This is a genomic window from Legionella gresilensis (genome assembly GCF_900639865.1).
GTDB lineage: Bacteria > Pseudomonadota > Gammaproteobacteria > Legionellales > Legionellaceae > Legionella_C > Legionella_C gresilensis.
The window spans coordinates 183,532-201,450 of sequence record NZ_CAAAHX010000006.1; the positions used below are offsets into that span (position 1 = coordinate 183,532).

Below are 17,919 nucleotides of genomic sequence, written 5' to 3' on the forward strand. Positions count from 1 at the left end.
TAGCTTTATAAACACTAACTACTTAGAGAATTGAACGCTTGAGAGGATATTGACATGGAAAATTTAAATTCTTTGCTACCATATATAAAGTTGCGTTTTAATATTGACCACCCAGATTTAGAAGAGTGTTATGCTTACGGATATGAGTGTGCTAAAGCTGAAATCCCTGAAGAAGAGAATCCATATTCAATAGATACGGCTGAATATGAGCAATGGCAAGAAGGGTGGTGGGCTGGATTTTATGGAGAGGAGCCGCTCTTTAGTTTTGGTGAGAACGAAATTAAAGAAGAAAGTCAAGAACCTATTTCAGTAGGAAGTGCTGCTAATGATCAAACTTATCATCCTTTATATACCGGATTTATAACCAGTATCCTTAGATTAAGCGGTGCTTTAGCAGCAACAGCTGTAGTGGGCTATCAAGTTATTGATTTAGTTGCTTAATCTTATTAATCATTTTATTGCTGCGCTTTTTGCGCAGCAATCTTAGTTTTTTATTTATGTTTAATCTGGATCCCGTACAAATGCTTCGCATTTCACGAGATAACGTTCGTTTAGCGATACAAAAGAGCCTTTGTCTCTTTCATGTCGAACTCACGTTACTTAAATATCTTTAAAACCATACTCCTCATTCTTGCAATCTCAGCCGGATTAAATTCCTTATAAATATTGCTTCCAATATTTAAACAAACAGTTACTTGCTCGCCTATTCCTTTTAATAAATCGACCCCGGAGAGCTTAAGGATATTAATTGCATGACTTATATCTTTTGCCCATGCGTCAAAATGATGCATTTCAGTAAAAACAGGTAAAAAATAATGATTATTTTCTTCAAGATAGAGTACTTCTGGCTTATCCGGCTCTGAGTTCTTATCAATAGGTATAATGAAGTTAGCTTTGATAAATTCAAGATAAGCTTTATTGGCTTCATTTGGGCTGCCAGACAGCGCTAACGCTTGCTTAATTGCTTTTTCTAAATGATTCATTGATAACAGACTTATTAATTATAAAATTGGCATTTTAACGACTAAAAGTGCAATTAAAAATGATTATTTATTAATAAACCTTAAAGTGTGAACTAAAGCCCAACGATTATATCTTTATGCTTGTATGGTTGAATAGGTTGAAATATACCTTGCTCACAGTATAATGTAGTATTAATATTGCAGTTTTTTTGAGCAGTATGCTATTTTAAAAAGTATTTTGATGTTGGCAATAGGCATATTTTAGTTAAGTTACCGCAAAGCGTTTTGCTCTACATAAAGGATGATGTCTTCTTATGCCTAGCCAGAAATACCTTTATAAATTTAATATATTAGAGCATTCTAATATGATAACTTGATAATTATTAATATAGTGAAATTATGAATAGGATAGAAGTGTCTCTAGTTACAAAAACAAACCGTATAGGCCAATTAGGCTTTGCTTGGATTGTTTGGGGCTTAGCAGCCGCCTTTTATTTTTCTGATTATCTTGCCCGCGTAGCGCCAGGTGTAATGCATCGGAGTTTACAAATTGATTTTGGTATCAATGAAGTTGGTTTCGGTATTTTAACGGCGTCCTTTTATGTTCCCTATATTATTATGCAAATTCCCGTAGGACTGACGGTAGACAGATTAAGTATCCGCGGCATACTAACTGTTATGTCATTAATTACGGCTCTAGGATGTGGCGTCTTTGGTTTAGCAGATGGTCTATTAATGGCCTCTGTTGGTCGGATGTTAATTGGTTTTAGTGCCGCATTTGCTTTCATTAGTGCATTACGTCTAGCAACGTCCTGGTTTCCTCCAGCTATGTTAGGTTTGCTTGCAGGATTAACACAGGCATTAGGAATGTTGGGAGCCGCCGCAGGTGAAGCGCCAGTATCTTTTTTAGTTGCCAATGTAGGTTGGCGGCATAGTATGCTAATTATTGCATTTTTGTTTATTGCTCTAGCTGGATTATTGTATCAATTTGTACAAGATAAACCTGGGACAAAAAGAAGAGAAATAAAACAAGAGCAACGTTTAAGTATTTTAGATAGCTTACGTATTATTTTATCTCATCGTCAGACTTGGTTAAATGCATTTTATGCAGGGTTTCTGTTTGGACCTACTGCTGTTATTGGTGAATCTATAGGTCCTGCTTACCTTCAATTTGGCCGCGGTTTAGAGGCACATTCAGCGGCTTTTGCAACCGGATTAATTTTTATTGGTTGGGGTATTAGTGGCCCTATTTCTGGTTGGTTATCAGATAGAATTGGCCGCCGTAAGCCATTAATGATTATTTCGGCTTTATTTGGTGTAGTTTTAACAACTTTATTTGTTTTTTATCCTCATCTTAATACACCGATGGCTTATATTTTATTCTTTGCTTTTGGATTAACAAATACTGGCGTGGCTATCGCTTACGCAGTGTCTACAGAATTACATGATCGCAAGGTAGTTGGTACTTCAATTGCTTTTACGAATATGATTTCTATTTTTGTTGGCGCTTTAATGCAACCTTTAGTCGGGTGGTTAGTAGATTTAGTCTCTGGCGCTAGAGGTTATAATGTAGAGAAATTACTTCTTTCTGATTTTCAGGCAGGGTTGCAAATTCTACCTTTATGCTCACTGATTGCCTTAATTTTAGCGTTTACTGTAAAAGAAACCTATTGTAAGCCAGTTTATAAAGCACAATAAAATAATCCTTTAGTTAATGTGTTTAACTAGGGAAGCCGTAGCTTATACTTTCTAATAAAGAGTAAGCTTGGCTTCTATAGCAACATAACTTGTTTTTAACCTAACATAGTCAGTTAGTATAACTTTTATCTATAATTATTAATTAATATTATTATAATTTATAAAACTTATGTCTATCTCTATTAAGAAAATCACTTCGCCAACTGAGTTAAAAGAATGCTTAGCTATTCGTAGAAAAGTATTTGTTGAAGGCCAGAAAGTGCCTCTGAATGAAGAGCTTGATGGAAAAGATAATGAAAGTGCCCACTACCTTTTAACTATAAACCGGATTCCAGCTGGTGTTGCGAGGGTTCGCTATTTAAATAATACTGCTAAAATTGAGCGAGTTGCAGTCTTACCAGATTATCAAGGCCAAGGTTTAGGTAAACAACTTATGCAAGTTATTATTGCGGATCTCCAACAAGATAAAAAGATTACTAGCGCAAAATTAGGTGCCCAAAGCCATGCTATTTCATTTTATGAAAAGCTTGGTTTTAAAGTATATGGTAATGAATATATGGATGCAGGTATACCGCATAAAGATATGATGCTTAATTTAAATTCAAAATAAATCTAAGTAATATTCTCAACTGGCGCTGGTTTACTAAATTTATATTGTAAGTATAAAAGAATAAAACCAAACACAGGAATGAAAATATCTGACCAAAAAATTACTCCAGCATTTCCAGGCGCAAAATTATGAGTAGTAATCATATCATATATATGTACACTTGCTGCTCCCCATAAAAATAGAGCTGGGGCAATAATGGTGGCGGCTCGAAATCCTAAATGAGACCAGAAACTTAGCACACCTATAACGCCGAATCCTAAACTTGCAAAACCTACTTCATTTTGAAACGGGCTATTCTCCCATCCAATAAATCGTGCTACCATCTCACCAAAGAATACATGCATAACAAAATTATATAGGAAGCTAAAGCCAATATTAAAAAGTAAAAAATGAGAAAAAATTATTCTGATGACTCGAGCTTTATTGAGATGTTTTCGTTTCATGATTAATGAAATTAGAGCAGAAATTAAACTTAAAATAAAAAGAGTTAAGGTAAAATTAGTTAATAAGAAGGTAATTAATTCTCGCATATTATCCCTTTCCTGTGCTTTAAAATTAATATAATCTAATATAGAAATATAACAAAATTTAGATAATATATTGAAATTTCTTAATTTTAACCAGGTTACTATCCCTTAAATAAAATCGCTAGTTGATAGTAGAATTTAATAGACATAAGCTTATTCAATTAAATTATCTATAGAAATTAAATTGTTCTATTTATTTTGGTAGTTTAACAATAAGTTTTATTAGAACTTATAAAATATTCTTATTTTATAGCTTGCCTAAATTATAATAATCTTGGTAAGTTTAATAATTACAATCGTTTAATTAAGCAAGTTATAAAAATAATTAGTAGATTTTAAGGTAATAACAGCTCGTACTTTAATTGGCATGATATTTCTTGTTACACTCATTTAGATAAACTGCTAAAAGTAAGAATTCAATCCGGAGATAATAATGAGAAAATTAGTAGTATTAGTGGTTGTTCTAGCGATATTAGTCCTTGGTGGCTATTATGCTATGGGCGCTGTTACTGAGAGAACGATAAAGCGTAATATTGCAACCGTTAATAGGACTAATGGCGTCAATGCTCAAATTGTAAAATATCATCGAGGGTGGTTTACTTCAAATGCTCTTTTAAATTGGCAGATTACGGTTCCTGAGCGGCAAGTGAAAGATGCTAATGGCCAAGTTCAAACAATTCCTGCACAAAACCTTACCCTCAATATGCCCTTAAAGATTTATCATGGGCCTATTATTTTTGCTAATAAAACAGTGAAATTTGGTATGGGTTACGGTAGTACGGATATTTTATTACCTGTTGAATATCAGCAGCAGTTTAACAACTACTTTATGAATGGCTCCACTCAGCCCAAATTAAATTTAAGCTTGTTTGTGACTTATCTAAATAATAGTCAAATTGAAATGGCTGTTCCTAGCTTTAAATTAATTACTCGTCAAGATCAAACAGAATTTGATTGGATGGGGATGAATGGTACGGTTCATGTTACTTCTAATGCAGATAAAATTAATGGTGATTTTAACGTCAATGGCATGCAGGTTAAAAAAGGTGATAAAGCTGCTGTTTTAAGTGAAGTTACTAGTGAATATAATCTACATAATACTGAGGTAGGTATTTATTTAGGCACAGCTAGTGTGACTTTTCCTTCTTTTGTTATTAATGACAAAGGGCAACGCTTATTTGAACTAAATGACTTAGATATGCATTCGAGCAGTGATATTGAAGATGGACTATTTAGTTCACACTTTAAATCATCTATTGATAAGATTGTTGCTAATGGTAAGAAATTTGGCCCTGGTAATTTAGAAATGGCTATTCGAAACCTTGATGCTAACGCATTGGGACGAATTAATCAGCAGGCTAAACATATTCAGCAAAGTTCTACAGATTTAGAAAAGCAGCAAGCGGTCTTCGCTATATTACCTGAGATACCCAAGCTATTAAGCCGCGGAGCAGAATTTGAAATTTCAGAGTTAAATTTTGTTATGCCTGAAGGTACTATAGAAGGAAATGCACAAATTTCTCTACCACAAGGTGAACATAATAATCCGCTAGAGCTAATGCAGAGAGTTCAAGGTAAAGGTAGATTAAAAGTGCCAGCTGAAATAGTTAGAAGAGTTTTGACTGAAGCAAATCGTCAAAAACTATCAGCTCAGCAGAATGCGGCAACACAACAGCAAAATGTAAATTCTCAAACTACAAATGTTACAACAGAACAGCAGCCAACAGACAATAATACACAAATACAGACAACAACTACTACAAATCAATCTGTTCAGCAAACTACTGCAACTGCCCAGACTGCACCGCAGGTTGATATAGTTCAACAATCAGCTGCCATGACTAATAATCAAATAGCTTCATTAATTCAATCAGGCGTATTGGTTGTGAATGGAAATTATTATGTTATAGAAGTAGCTTTACAGCAGGGACAGCTACAGGTAAATGGTAAACCATTTAATTCTGCAATGCTTAAATTTTAAATTATAACACCAGCCTTATTGAAATTGGCCAAACTGACTAGTTATTTGAATTGATTGATTTTAAACAAATATATGCCTTTTACTTGTCAGGAATTATCCAATTCGATAAGATGCTGCATTTTAAGGAGGAGTTAATAAGAATGACAACAATCAGTAATGAAGTCGGAGATAATACTGCATCATCATCGTTAGCAGCTAGTGTAACTCAGTCTGTGCAGAAATATTTCGCCGAGCTGAAGGGAACTGATCCTGTTGATCTTTATCAGTTTGTTTTAGAAGAGATTGAAACCCCATTATTTCGCGCTGTTATGGAGCATTGTAAATACAATCAATCTCGTGCAGCTGTTATGCTTGGCATAAGTCGTGGTACTTTAAGAACAAAACTACGACGTTATTTTGATGATAAATATGTTGGAACGCGTGATTAATCTTTTCGCTCAGTTCGCATTGCAGGAGTGTTGTTAGTTAATAATCAACTTCGCTCCTTGCCCAATTTATTTTATATCGTTAGATTCAATCCTTATAATCTTTATTCTTATGTAACGTTCGTTCAACATAAAAGAGACGAAGGCTCTTTTGTCGTTAAATGGACGTTATCCCTTTATTCAAGAATCATATCAAAATACTTATATTGTTAAAGCATATATCCATATAATAGGTAGTATTTATGAGTTTGAGAAAAGAAACCTTTTACATAAAAAAACCAAAGTCTTTATGCTATCGAAACAATGAACTTTGTTAAATGAGTATTTATGTATTACCTAAAGCAAGAGTAGGTTAATTTACCCGCTAATAAGCGAGTAAATTAAAGAGATTTGGCACTAAAGAGAAATTATTCAGCAAACATAGAACTTACAGATTCCTCAACATTCACTCGCTTAATTGCCTGAGCTAACATTTCTGCTAAGCTAACCACACGAATTTTGCGACATTGTTTTGCTTGATCTGAAAGAGGAATTGTATCTGTAACAACAACTTCATCAAGTTCGGAATGAATAATATTGTTCAAGGCTGGTCCGGAAAGAACAGGATGCGTAATATAAGCTCGGACACTCATGGCACCATGACGTTTAAGCTGCTGCGCAGCAGAGCATAAAGTTCCTGCTGTATCCACAATATCATCGATAATAAGGCAATTTCTACCTGCTGGCTCACCAATAATATGCATAACTTCAGATTTGTTAGGGCCAGTGCGCCTTTTATCAATAATGGATAGCTCAGCGTCATTTAAACGTTTGGCCATCGCTCGGGCTCGTACAACGCCTCCTACGTCAGGTGAAACTACCATTAGTTGAGATAAATTTTGCTGCTTAACATCTTCAAGTAAGATAGGAGTAGAGTAAACGTTATCAACAGGCATATAAAAAAAGCCTTGTATTTGATCTGCGTGTAAGTCAACTGTCAAAACTCTACATATGCCAACAGAAGCCATCATATCAGCAACAACTTTCGCAGTAATTGGTACACGTGCTGAACGAACTCTTCTATCCTGTCTAGCATAACCAAAATAGGGAACTACTGCTGTTATTCTTCCAGCTGATGAACGCCTTAAAGCGTCTGACATCGTTAATAATTCCATTAAATTATCATTAGCGGGAGCACAGGTTGATTGCACGACAAAAACATCTTTGCCGCGAACATTTTCTAATATTTCAACCATAGTCTCGCCATCACTAAATTTGCCAACTAAAGCTTGGCCGAGAGGCACTTGTAAATGGTTTGCTATTTTGAAAGCAAGATCCGGATTAGCATTACCAGTAAAGATCATCATTGTAGACATGTGTGAAGCCTTTGATTCAGTTAATCAGTCACTTAAACACATAGCAGAAGACAGCCAAAAAGATATAATTATTATTTGAGCGATTGAGCAACGCATCCTTTCCAGATATCTTCTGCCGTCTGTTTACTTGAACCGACATGTTGCGCCTTCAATTGTATTTTTTCTTTGTTGAAGTTAATAAACCTAAACTCTTACAAGTAGGACTTCAACAAGAAGTGGCTGGGGTGCTAGGATTCGAACCTAGGTATGCAGGGATCAAAACCCTGTGCCTTACCGCTTGGCTACACCCCAAAAAGCTGTAGATTCCATATCTTCCATGAATATATTACACCAAACGCTGCAATACGGGGGGTATTTTGCAGATAAATTAGTTTAATGTCAACGCTAAGTTTTGAAAATAACTTAATAATTAACGTGAGTTCGATATAAAAGAGCCAAAGGCTCTTTTATATCGCTAAACGAACGTTATCCCGTAAAATGCGTAGCATTTATACGGGATCCAGATTAAACATAAATAAATTCGACATAAAATATATTTGTTATATTTTATATCGAATTTACGTGAATTAGACTGTTTGATGTAAATGGATAAAATTCATAAAAATTTAAGCAGTAAACTCTATTGATATTTATGGGTTAGAAAATGCTAAAAATCTACTCTTAGCCTACCTTAGTTTACCCATGGTAGGCTAAGAATTTATATTATTAATAAACTACTAAATGCTCCAACGATTAATAACTAATTTAATAAAGACACCATTGCCTTGTAAACGGATATGAGACGGTAATACTGCTTTACCAACACTTTGGTAACCTAAGTATTGAATTGTATAACTTCCTTGACGAAGTAGTATTAAACGATTCCCCGCGTCTCGTTTAGCTGATTGGACGGCGCCAGGAGCAGGCAAGCCACGGACCCAATAATATAAATTATTTACAGGTAAGCGAATGCCCGTTTGTTGTAATAACAGTTGCTCAGCATTTGAAGAAGTTGCTCTTTTTGATCCATCTTGTAAAACTATTGTACCGCCACGTTTAGCAATCATGATAGTACCACTACCTAGCGGGCCAAAAAGACGAATCTGATAGCTGCCAGCGCCCCGTTGATACCAATTAATAGAAGCTGTTGCAGACTTTCTTGCACTTCGAACGGCTAGTGCGCCAGATAGATTCCATGAAGAAGGTACCCCTCTTGCAGCTTGAGTAATCTGTTTTCCCGTTATTTGCGTTTTGTCTGCTTTAGGATTGGCATCAACTAATTTATTGGATAAATTTTTACCATTAAGATTATTTTTAGTTTGCGCAAGATTAGCGTTTGTATCTTGTGAATCTAATTCAAGTTGAGATTGTTGCCTAGCATTTTTAATAATTGTCCTTTCTTGTTGAGGCGCGGGCATATTATATTGAGGTGGTATGGATTCAAAATTTGTAGGTGGCCTGGTAGAAACGCACGCTGTTAAGAAAGATAATGTAAGAAGGCTGGCATATTTAAGTGATTTCATAGTTATTCCTTTATTCTTTATTAATCCATCAATCATCACATTTAGCTAATATTTTTTAATAAACTTATTTGATATTAATAGACTAAATATTTTTACTTTGCACTAATTTAATTAGAAGTAATTTTTGCTTCTTGCCTAATTTTAATAAAAAAAATGTAAAACTAGTAAGCTTAAGGTTATGTTTGTAAATTGTTATTTATCAAAAAATTTTAATATCAGATGATGCACTTGCTGGATTGATTATTTTAGGATAGCCGCCATTGGTGGTAAGCAAAATAATCACGGCTAATCTTTGCTAATATTGAGCTTAAAAAATAACATCCATTGCTAGAAAGATAAATTTATAAATTAAATTTAGGAAAATGAATTTAGGTAATTCTTCTATAATTTATATTACTGTTAATGTTAGATAAGTGCTTCATAAGAAGGAATTTAATATGTATAAACTAGACGCTGCGCGCTTTGGATCGGCAAGTTTATTTACGACCCTGATCATTCTTACTAACATTATTCCTCCTTTAGCCATTGACGAATACACGCCTTCAATGCCTTTTATGGTAAGTGATTTAAATACCTCTGTAGCGCAAGTACAATTATCAATAATTTATTACTTATTGGCCTTTTCAATTTCTCAATTAGTCTGCGGCGTATTATCGGATTATTTTGGAAGAAGAATTGTTCTTTTACTCTCTATGCCTCTATTTTTTTTAGGCAGTTTATTTTGTATCTTTACTCATAATATAGGGCTACTCATATTAGGCAGGATTCTGCAAGGATTAGGCGTGGGAGGTATCGCCTTAACGGGTCCTGCTTTAATGGCTGATTGCTTTGACGGACCAGAGTTAACAAAAGTAAGCAGTTATTATAGTTTAATTTATTCCTTTATTCCTATTACAGCCCCTGTTCTAGGGGGGCTCATTCAAGATTACTTTAATTGGCGAGCTAATTTTTTATTCATGTTTATACTATCCATTTTTATTTATTTTATTTTCTACTTTAAGTTACCTGAGACAAATCCTAGAGTCCCTTCAAAAAAATTAGATTTAGGAAATGTTTTAAAAAGTTACCTAATTATATTAACACATCGCAGCTATATGGTTTCCGTTATTGGCTTGATTTTAACCTGGTCACTCTTTGTGGTCTTTAGCATAATGGCACCTTTTATTATTGAGATAAGCCTAGGTTACTCTGCATCTGTATATGGTGCTTTTGCGATTCTAGTTGGTTTAGGTTTCTTTGTTGGTAATAGTATTAATAGCTTACTTATAAAGAAATATTCAGAAAATTTCCTTTTACGCGTTAGCTTATTATCTATGTTAATCTTTTCAATTATTTTATTGAGCTTACAATTACAAAATTATATCAATATTTATACCATTATGATTCCGGTCTTTTTTATTATGACTGCCGCAGGTATTAGCTTTCCTCATCTTTATGCAAGTGCAGTAGGGGCCTTGCCTGAATATGCTGGAAAAGCAGGCTCGCTAATAGGCTCTTTAATTCTAATAGGAGCCGTTATTATTAATACTATAATTACTGATTTACGAGCCCACTCTTCTATTGATATGGCAGCTGTGTACTTAATCTTAAGTGCAATAAATTTATTGCTTTGTTTTATACCTCATACAAAGAAATAACTATTTAAGCTAGGGAATCAATGAAAGATTGCTTTCCAGAGCAATGATTATCTTTTATAAAGCATGTTTAGCCTAGCGTTTCAGAATAGGTCATAAAGAGTTAAGTTCGTACGTTAAGTTATATTTAATCTAATCTTAAGGTGGTATTTTGTAGCCTCCATATAGGCTTTAGCTTTTTAAAGCGGCTTGAACACAAGCATTCTTTAAAACTATGTAATTGCTCTTTTTGATAGGCATAACAATATTAATGAGAATAGTCTTTTTCAAAACAATACGTTAGACTGATATTATTTATATTTAAAACTTAATTCATGAAACAGCGTGCTATCTATCCGGGAACTTTTGATCCTATCACTAATGGACATATTGATATTATAAAAAGAGCGGCCCAAATTTTTCCAGAAATTATAGTTGGTGTTGCAAGTAATGATACTAAAAATCCTTTTTTTCCTATAGAGACTCGTATTAATTTGACTAAGCAAGCTCTACAAGAAATTCCTGGTGTTAAAGTAATTGGCTTTGATACGCTATTAATTGATTTTGTAAAGGAACAACAGGGAAATATTATTTTGCGCGGATTAAGGGCTGTGAATGATTTTGAGTATGAATTTCAGCTTGCTGGTATGAATCGAAAGTTAAATGCAGATATTGAAACTGTATTTTTAACGCCTTCCGAAGATTTAATGTTTATTTCATCAACATTAGTAAGGGAGATAGCGAGATTAAAAGGAGATGTATCTCAATTTGTACCATCAAATGTTGTAAAAGCTTTCAAGGAAAAATTAAGCAAGGGACATGAATAAACAACAATTTTTGCTATGTTTTGCTATAGGGATTAGTAGTATTCATTTGGGGCAAGCAGGTGATTTAATTTTTGAAAAACCACCAGGTTATGCTGTAGCAAGTGCCCATCCGTTAGCTACCAATGCAGGTTTAAAAATTCTTTCTGCAGGGGGGAATGCATTTGATGCTGCAGTTGCTGTAAGTGCCGCATTAGCAGTAGTTGAACCTTATCATTCCGGCTTAGGTGGCGGTGGTTTTTGGCTACTGTATGATGCTAAAACTAAAAAGAATATTATGATTGATGGCCGTGAAGTAGCTCCCTTAGCGGCACATGAAAATATGTTTCTTGATAAAAAGGGTGAAATTATACCCAGATTATCGCTTGATGGTGGCTTAGCTGCTGCTATTCCTGGAGAGCCTGCGGCGCTCGCCTACATTGCAAAGCATTATGGTCGCCTACCTTTATCGCAAACTTTAGCGCCGGCCATACGTTTTGCAGAGCAAGGGTTTGCAGTAGATGCACAATTAAATCATTTTTCTCAAATGGCTGATAGAATGCAGGTTATGCTACGCTTTCCAGCAACAGCATCCATATTTTTACATAATAACCAGCCTTATAAAATTGGTGAAATTATTAAGCAGCCAGATTTAGCTAGAACATTAAAAATATTAGCTGAAAAAGGACATGACGGCTTTTACTGTGGAGATATTGCGGAAAAGTTGGTTGCTGGTGTACGTGCTGCTGGTGGTATTTGGACCTTAGATGATCTTGCTAATTACAAGATTAAAATAAGAGAACCGCTCCAAAGCGCTTATCATAATATGCTTATCATTACAGCGCCTCCACCTTCAGCCGGCGGTGTAATATTACTTACAATATTAAATATTCTTGAGGGCTTGCCATTACACTCATTTAATAAAGTCCAATTTGTTCATTATTTAATAGAAACCATGCGGCTTGCTTATTGGCAAAGTAATCAAACAATTGCTGATCCGGAATTTACTCAAATTGATTTAGATAAATTATTATCATCTAAAAATGCTAAACAATTACGATCTTTAATTCCTGTAGATAAGGCGTTACCTAGTTCAAAACTTGGTTTAAATCAAAATGTAAATGAAAATCATACTAATACAACCCATATTAGCATCATTGATACCGAAGGAAACCGTGTTTCAGCGACCTTAACCATAAATTATATTTTTGGCTCAAGTGTGACTGCTGCAGGCACAGGTGTTTTATTAAACGATGAAATGGATGACTTTTCAGCTAAAGAAGGAATTAGAAATCAGTTTGGGTTAGTCGGTCATCCAGTAAATAGTATTGCGCCAGGAAAACGGCCGATGTCTAATATGTCACCTACATTTTTAGAGATGCCTGGACGTACAGCTATTCTAGGAACGCCAGGCGGTAGCCGAATACCAACGATGGTTTTACTCAGCACACTATCATTTTTTAATTATAAAGGTGCTATTAGTATGGTTTCTGGTATGCGTTTTCATCACCAATATCTACCAGACTGGTTGCAATTTGAACCTGAAACTTTTTCACCTGCTCTTCAAACCCAACTTAAAGCAATGGGTTATCAGCTAATGGCTTTAAAACAATATTATGGTGATATGCAAGCAATAAGCTGGGATAAACAGATGAATATACTTACTGCTGCCTCTGACCCCCGTGGAATAGGTTTAGCAGTTGCTATTAATAAAGATCAGGGTGGTTATGGATTAACCTATTAAGATGTAGGATGTTAATTAGACATTTATGAAGAACCTTCTACTAATTCCTTAATTGCTTGATGAACAGTATTTATTAATTCATCTTTATTTTCTAAAGTATATTGTGCAGTATCAATAGGTTTGCCAATATGAATTTCAGCCTTTTGATTTAAGTTAAAGCGCATGGTCTTTGGCGGCAAAATATTATAGGCTCCTCGAATACCGATAGGAATAATCGTTGCTTTTGCCTCAATTGCTGTAATAAATGCACCTTTTTTAAAAGAAGCTAATTCACCTGTTTTAGAGCGAGTGCCTTCTGGCGCAATCCACATAATAATGCCACTTTCCATTAATTGACGTGCAAATGCCAAATCTCGAACTGCTTGATGTCTATTTTTTCGATCAATAAATGGGAATTCGGCTGCTGCCATGCCTTTACCCATAATAGGGATCTTAGAAAGTTCTCTTTTAGCTAACATACGAATTGAGTGGTTAGGGAAAGCCTTAAAACTAATTGGGATATCATAAAGGCTAGTATGATTGCACATAATTATAGTAGCCTTTCCTGGCTGGGGCTCCACATGGTATGGATTAAATACTTCAAGTTTGACGCCAATTAAATTAAGTAATTTAGTTGACCATTTCATAATAGTACTATCGACCCAAGGTCGATTAATGTTACCGAGAAGTTGTCTATAGACGGCATGACCACAAATTTTTGCCGTATATAGAGCAGAGAGTAAAGCGATCCATTGAGTACGAAATTTACTTATTCTCATATATGTTACTTATTGTTTTATTTAACCTAAGTTATTAACCACAATTACTTTCATCAGAGTAATAAGCCAGGTTATTTATTAATTTCTAAATTTTATACCTTTATAAATTAATTTTTATAAGGGTGGCACAACCAGGTCAGCCGACCTTTCAGTAGCTGATAATACTGCATGTGTCATAACTTGCAAAATCAATTCTGTTTCAATGGCTGACATTTAGGGCAATAAGTTGACGTACGGCCGGCTATTTTTAAACTTTCAAGGATGGTCTTACATTCAAAACAGGTTTGCCCTTTACGACCATATACCTTTAATTGGTTAATGAAATATCCGGGATTACCTAGAGAGTAAAAATCACGCAACGTAGTACCGCCACAATCAATGGCTTCTTGTAATACTCGTTTAGCATAGTCAACTAATTTAGTTAATTGTTCGATTGTTAAGTTACCTGCAGACTCAAATGGATGAATACCCGCTAAAAAGAGGCTCTCTGTGGCATAAATATTGCCAATGCCAACTACAATTTGATTGTCCATTAAAAATGATTTAATACTTTGTTTCTTTCCTTGGCAACGTTTAAATAGATAATTTGCATTAAAATTATCTGTTAAGGGCTCAGGACCTAAATGATTTAACAGCTTATGGTTAGCTGGGTCGCTGGTTAAATAGAGCCAAAGACCAAAACGTCGTGGATCCTGATAGCGTATGATTAATCCATTTTGGAGGGTAAGCTCAATATGATCATGTTTTTCAAGTGGCATTGATTCATTAACTAAGCGCAAATGACCTGACATGCCTAAATGGATAAGTATGTAACCTTTGGAAAGTTTAAGGATTAAATATTTAGCCCGCCTATCTACTGCTTCAATCTTTTGACCTGGACAAACGTCAGATAATGCAACTGATACAGGTAGGCGTAACTGGGAGTTTCTAATTATAACTCGTGTAATAATTTGATTAGTTAAATAAGGACTAATAGCTAAACGAGTTGTCTCAACTTCAGGTAATTCAGGCATTATTTATGATCATTATGTTCTATAATACGGCCCTCCGACTTGGGAATGGTCTTCTTAGGAAAAATAAAATTTTTAACTACTGAAACAAGCCAAAGGATACCACCAATCAGAATTCCCCACATTAAAACATAAGAAAACATGATAAGTAACCCTATTAACACGGCGATAACCATACCAATAATAAGGAAGGGAATAATTGTTTGAAACAGGTAATTTAATCTTTTATTCATAAAATTTCCAATAATAAGTCTCATTCTGTGTTACTATTATAATAGTAATCATTTGAAATTAACGCTTACTGTACAAAATTCTAACTATAAAGTTTAACAGTAGTTGCTTCTATTTGTATCTAACAGCATAATACTGAAACTATTTGGCATCACATCTTTGCGAGGAGCAGTTTATGATGTTTGGATTATTAAATCTTTCTTTTTGGGGCTATGTTATAGCCACACTGATTTTAACACAAATTACAATCGCTGGAGTTACCCTTTATCTTCATCGTTGTCAAACACATAGAGCAATAACGTTGCATCCTATTGTGAGTCATTTCTTTCGTTTTTGGCTATGGTTAACGACAGGTATGATTACAGCAGAATGGGTAGCCATTCACCGTAAACATCATGCGACTACTGATGTTGAAGGTGATCCGCATAGTCCTAAGGTCTTAGGTATCAAAAAAGTCTTTTGGGAAGGCGCAGAGCTTTATAGAAACGCAGCGAAAGATAAGGCTATGATTGAGAAATATTCTCATGGTACGCCAAATGACTGGATTGAGCGTAATCTATATAGCCGTTTTTCATCCAAAGGTATTTTGCTAATGTTTATCATTAACTTATTACTTTTTGGTTTTCCTGGCATTACTATTTGGGCTCTCCAGATGCTTTGGATTCCTGTTCATGCTGCAGGAGTGGTTAACGGCATAGGTCATCATTGGGGGTATCGAAATTTCGAATGTCCTGATGCGGCAACCAATATTTTCCCATGGGGATTTTGGATAGGTGGAGAGGAGCTACATAATAATCATCATACTTTTGCCTCATCTGCTAAATTCTCAGTAAAATGGTGGGAGTTTGATATCGGCTGGATGTATATTCGCTGCTTATCCTGGTTAGGATTGGCTAAAGTTAAAAAATTACCGCCAAAGCTAGCGACTGACGAAGGAAAGCTTCATGTCGATTTAGACACCGTTAGAGCTGTGATCAGTAATCGCTTTCAAATTATGTCTTTTTATTATAAACGTGTAGTTTTACCGACACTAAAAATTGAAAAGCGTTTAGCTAAAGATGATAAAGCGAAGAAAAAATTATTCCAACGAGCTGGCCGATTATTGCGCTTGCAAGATAGTTTATTATCCCCACACGCTAAGACTAAACTGCAAACTTTATTAGCGCAGCGAGAGCGTTTGCAAATTGTTTATTTTTATCGCCAATCCCTACAAAATATCTGGCTAAAAACAGCGACTTCACAAAAGGAACTAGTAGAAGCGTTACAACAATGGTGCAAACAAGCTGAAGAATCAGGTTTAGAAGTTCTACATCAATTTGCTCAGCAAATCAAAAATTTTGTACCGAAACAAATTAAAATTTAATAGGTTATAGTATATTCAAGGGCATTAATTGTGTAATTACTGCCCTTGAATAATTCGTATTAGCAATTGCTCTCTATTTAATTTAGGTATCAATTTGCATTAATTCAAATATAAAGAAGTAATTTTTATGCGGAGTTTATGCTAACTGCTTTCTAAATTAGCATTAGGCAAAAAATAGCTCTAAATAAGATGATTTTACAGCTTAACCTATTAACTCTATTTTATATTTTTGTTTAGTTAGAAGCTGCAAAATTTTATAGATCACCTCAAATGTTACAAGGAATAGTGAGTCTTTTTACATAAATTTATTAAATAAATGCTCAAGAGCAATCTAGTTAATTCAAAATACTAGGCAAATTGCTTAAAGCCATAATTGCTTTTTAGTATGGTTAAAATGATTGAGTTTTCTAATAAGTATTTAATAGGAAACAAGAAATTTTAAGTAAATTTGGCCTTTATTTTGCATCTAATACTTATTTAAAGTATAGGAATATAAGATGATTTGCTTTGTATTCGGGCATAAAGTAAAAACTAATTACTTTATAAGTAACCACTAACTTGCAAGAGGTCTTTTTCTATGGATCGGAAAATAGCTGTCGTTACTGGGGGTACAGGCGGTATTGGCTCAGCAATTTGTCAGCGATTGGCAAAAGATTACCAAGTTATTGCCTGTTATTTTAAAAATGGTAAGCATGAAGAAGCAAAGCAGTGGCAAAAAGCTCAGCAGGAAGCAGGGTTTAATATTGATATTGTGTATGCTGATATCTGTAAATTCTCAGATTGCGAAAAATTAACGGCACTTATTATAGAGCGTTATGGACGTATTGATACGTTAGTCAATAATGCTGGTATTACGGCAGATAGCAGCCTTAAAAGAATGACGCCTGAACAATGGCAACTTGTAGTAGATTCCAATTTAACAAGTGTTTTTAATATGACCCGTAATATCATTCCCCACATGATTGATAAAAATTATGGACGTATTATAAATATTTCTTCGATTAATGGCCGTAAGGGGCAATTTGGGCAATGTAATTATGCAGCTACAAAAGCTGCTCTTTTTGGTTTTAGTAAAAGTTTAGCTTTAGAAGTAGCAAGTAAAGGTATTACAGTTAATACTATTTCACCTGGCTATATAGAAACAAACATGCTTACTAGCATGAAAGAAGATATTCTAAACAATATTATTGCTAATATTCCTGTAGGCCGACTAGGAAAGCCAAGTGAAATTGCAGAAGCTGTTGCTTTTTTTGCGTCCCCTGAATCCAGTTTTATTACTGGTGCAAATTTAGATATAAATGGCGGTCAATATATGTAAAATAAATCAGTTACGTTAA

At 34.6% G+C, this 17,919-nt stretch carries 17 protein-coding genes and 1 tRNA gene; 10 read left to right on the forward strand and 8 right to left on the reverse strand.

Annotation, left to right across the window (positions count from 1 at the left end):
- The first annotated feature begins 54 nt into the window (after nucleotides 1–54).
- Nucleotides 55–441, forward strand: a complete 387-nt coding sequence (locus tag E1P04_RS09330) for a transmission trait enhancer LetE (protein ID WP_131782641.1) — start codon at nucleotides 55–57, stop codon at nucleotides 439–441.
- Between the two features lie 155 nt (nucleotides 442–596).
- On the opposite strand, the gene E1P04_RS09335 is transcribed toward E1P04_RS09330, so the two are convergent.
- Nucleotides 597–983 carry an SseB family protein gene (locus tag E1P04_RS09335; protein WP_131782642.1) on the reverse strand — a complete coding sequence of 129 codons (387 nt, stop codon included), beginning with the start codon at nucleotides 981–983 and terminating at the stop codon, nucleotides 597–599.
- A 378-nt stretch (nucleotides 984–1,361) separates the two neighbouring features.
- Here E1P04_RS09335 and E1P04_RS09340 point away from each other — a divergent pair, with 378 nt between their 5' ends.
- A complete protein-coding gene (locus E1P04_RS09340; RefSeq protein ID WP_131782643.1) occupies nucleotides 1,362–2,660 on the forward strand; it encodes an MFS transporter in 1,299 nt (432 codons plus the stop codon).
- A 169-nt stretch (nucleotides 2,661–2,829) separates the two neighbouring features.
- Complete coding sequence (locus E1P04_RS09345; RefSeq protein WP_131782644.1) at nucleotides 2,830–3,270, forward strand: GNAT family N-acetyltransferase; 441 nt, start codon at nucleotides 2,830–2,832, stop codon at nucleotides 3,268–3,270.
- A gap of 2 nt (nucleotides 3,271–3,272) precedes the next feature.
- Here E1P04_RS09345 and E1P04_RS09350 read toward each other — a convergent pair whose 3' ends face one another.
- Nucleotides 3,273–3,800 (reverse strand): DUF6790 family protein, encoded by a 528-nt coding sequence (locus E1P04_RS09350; RefSeq protein ID WP_131782645.1) that lies wholly within the window; start codon nucleotides 3,798–3,800, stop codon nucleotides 3,273–3,275.
- Nucleotides 3,801–4,230: 430 nt separating this feature from the next.
- Here E1P04_RS09350 and E1P04_RS09355 point away from each other — a divergent pair, with 430 nt between their 5' ends.
- Both E1P04_RS09355 and E1P04_RS09360 read left to right on the forward strand, forming a co-directional pair.
- Nucleotides 4,231–5,778 carry a YdgA family protein gene (locus tag E1P04_RS09355; RefSeq protein ID WP_131782646.1) on the forward strand — a complete coding sequence of 516 codons (1,548 nt, stop codon included), beginning with the start codon at nucleotides 4,231–4,233 and terminating at the stop codon, nucleotides 5,776–5,778.
- A gap of 140 nt (nucleotides 5,779–5,918) precedes the next feature.
- Nucleotides 5,919–6,206 (forward strand): helix-turn-helix domain-containing protein, encoded by a 288-nt coding sequence (locus E1P04_RS09360; RefSeq protein ID WP_115332234.1) that lies wholly within the window; start codon nucleotides 5,919–5,921, stop codon nucleotides 6,204–6,206.
- A gap of 404 nt (nucleotides 6,207–6,610) precedes the next feature.
- On the opposite strand, the gene E1P04_RS09365 is transcribed toward E1P04_RS09360, so the two are convergent.
- The 3 genes from E1P04_RS09365 to lolB form a co-directional block, all read right to left on the reverse strand.
- Nucleotides 6,611–7,558, reverse strand: coding sequence for a ribose-phosphate pyrophosphokinase (locus tag E1P04_RS09365; RefSeq protein ID WP_115332233.1), 948 nt, complete (start codon nucleotides 7,556–7,558; stop codon nucleotides 6,611–6,613).
- Nucleotides 7,559–7,774: 216 nt separating this feature from the next.
- Nucleotides 7,775–7,849, reverse strand: a tRNA-Gln gene (locus tag E1P04_RS09370).
- 425 nt (nucleotides 7,850–8,274) lie between these two features.
- Nucleotides 8,275–9,060 (reverse strand): lipoprotein insertase outer membrane protein LolB, encoded by a 786-nt coding sequence (lolB, locus tag E1P04_RS09375; RefSeq protein ID WP_242604420.1) that lies wholly within the window; start codon nucleotides 9,058–9,060, stop codon nucleotides 8,275–8,277.
- A gap of 437 nt (nucleotides 9,061–9,497) precedes the next feature.
- Between lolB and E1P04_RS09380 the strand changes: the two genes are divergently transcribed.
- The 3 genes from E1P04_RS09380 to ggt all read left to right on the forward strand — a co-directional run bounded on the left by E1P04_RS09380 (nucleotide 9,498) and on the right by ggt (nucleotide 13,220).
- Nucleotides 9,498–10,697, forward strand: coding sequence for a multidrug effflux MFS transporter (locus E1P04_RS09380; RefSeq protein ID WP_131782647.1), 1,200 nt, complete (start codon nucleotides 9,498–9,500; stop codon nucleotides 10,695–10,697).
- A 311-nt stretch (nucleotides 10,698–11,008) separates the two neighbouring features.
- Complete coding sequence (coaD, locus tag E1P04_RS09385) at nucleotides 11,009–11,500, forward strand: pantetheine-phosphate adenylyltransferase (protein WP_131782648.1); 492 nt, start codon at nucleotides 11,009–11,011, stop codon at nucleotides 11,498–11,500.
- Nucleotides 11,493–13,220 carry a gamma-glutamyltransferase gene (ggt, locus tag E1P04_RS09390; RefSeq protein WP_131782649.1) on the forward strand — a complete coding sequence of 576 codons (1,728 nt, stop codon included), beginning with the start codon at nucleotides 11,493–11,495 and terminating at the stop codon, nucleotides 13,218–13,220. The genes coaD and ggt overlap by 8 nt, the downstream gene beginning before the upstream one ends.
- Before the next feature lie 23 nt (nucleotides 13,221–13,243).
- Here the strand turns inward: ggt and E1P04_RS09395 are convergent, their stop codons facing one another.
- The 3 genes from E1P04_RS09395 to E1P04_RS09405 all read right to left on the reverse strand — a co-directional run bounded on the left by E1P04_RS09395 (nucleotide 13,244) and on the right by E1P04_RS09405 (nucleotide 15,221).
- A complete protein-coding gene (locus E1P04_RS09395; RefSeq protein WP_427853243.1) occupies nucleotides 13,244–13,846 on the reverse strand; it encodes a lysophospholipid acyltransferase family protein in 603 nt (200 codons plus the stop codon).
- Between the two features lie 320 nt (nucleotides 13,847–14,166).
- A complete protein-coding gene (mutM, locus tag E1P04_RS09400) occupies nucleotides 14,167–14,991 on the reverse strand; it encodes a bifunctional DNA-formamidopyrimidine glycosylase/DNA-(apurinic or apyrimidinic site) lyase (RefSeq protein ID WP_131782651.1) in 825 nt (274 codons plus the stop codon).
- Nucleotides 14,991–15,221 carry a hypothetical protein gene (locus E1P04_RS09405; protein ID WP_131782652.1) on the reverse strand — a complete coding sequence of 77 codons (231 nt, stop codon included), beginning with the start codon at nucleotides 15,219–15,221 and terminating at the stop codon, nucleotides 14,991–14,993. The genes mutM and E1P04_RS09405 overlap by 1 nt, the downstream gene beginning before the upstream one ends.
- Nucleotides 15,222–15,394: 173 nt before the next feature.
- Here E1P04_RS09405 and E1P04_RS09410 point away from each other — a divergent pair, with 173 nt between their 5' ends.
- Together E1P04_RS09410 and phbB are read left to right on the forward strand one after the other, a co-directional pair.
- Nucleotides 15,395–16,582 (forward strand): DesA family fatty acid desaturase, encoded by a 1,188-nt coding sequence (locus E1P04_RS09410; protein ID WP_131782653.1) that lies wholly within the window; start codon nucleotides 15,395–15,397, stop codon nucleotides 16,580–16,582.
- Nucleotides 16,583–17,159: 577 nt separating this feature from the next.
- On the forward strand, nucleotides 17,160–17,900 hold the full coding sequence (gene phbB, locus E1P04_RS09415; protein WP_131782654.1) for an acetoacetyl-CoA reductase: 741 nt from the start codon (nucleotides 17,160–17,162) through the stop codon (nucleotides 17,898–17,900).
- The last annotated feature ends 19 nt before the right edge of the window (nucleotides 17,901–17,919 follow it).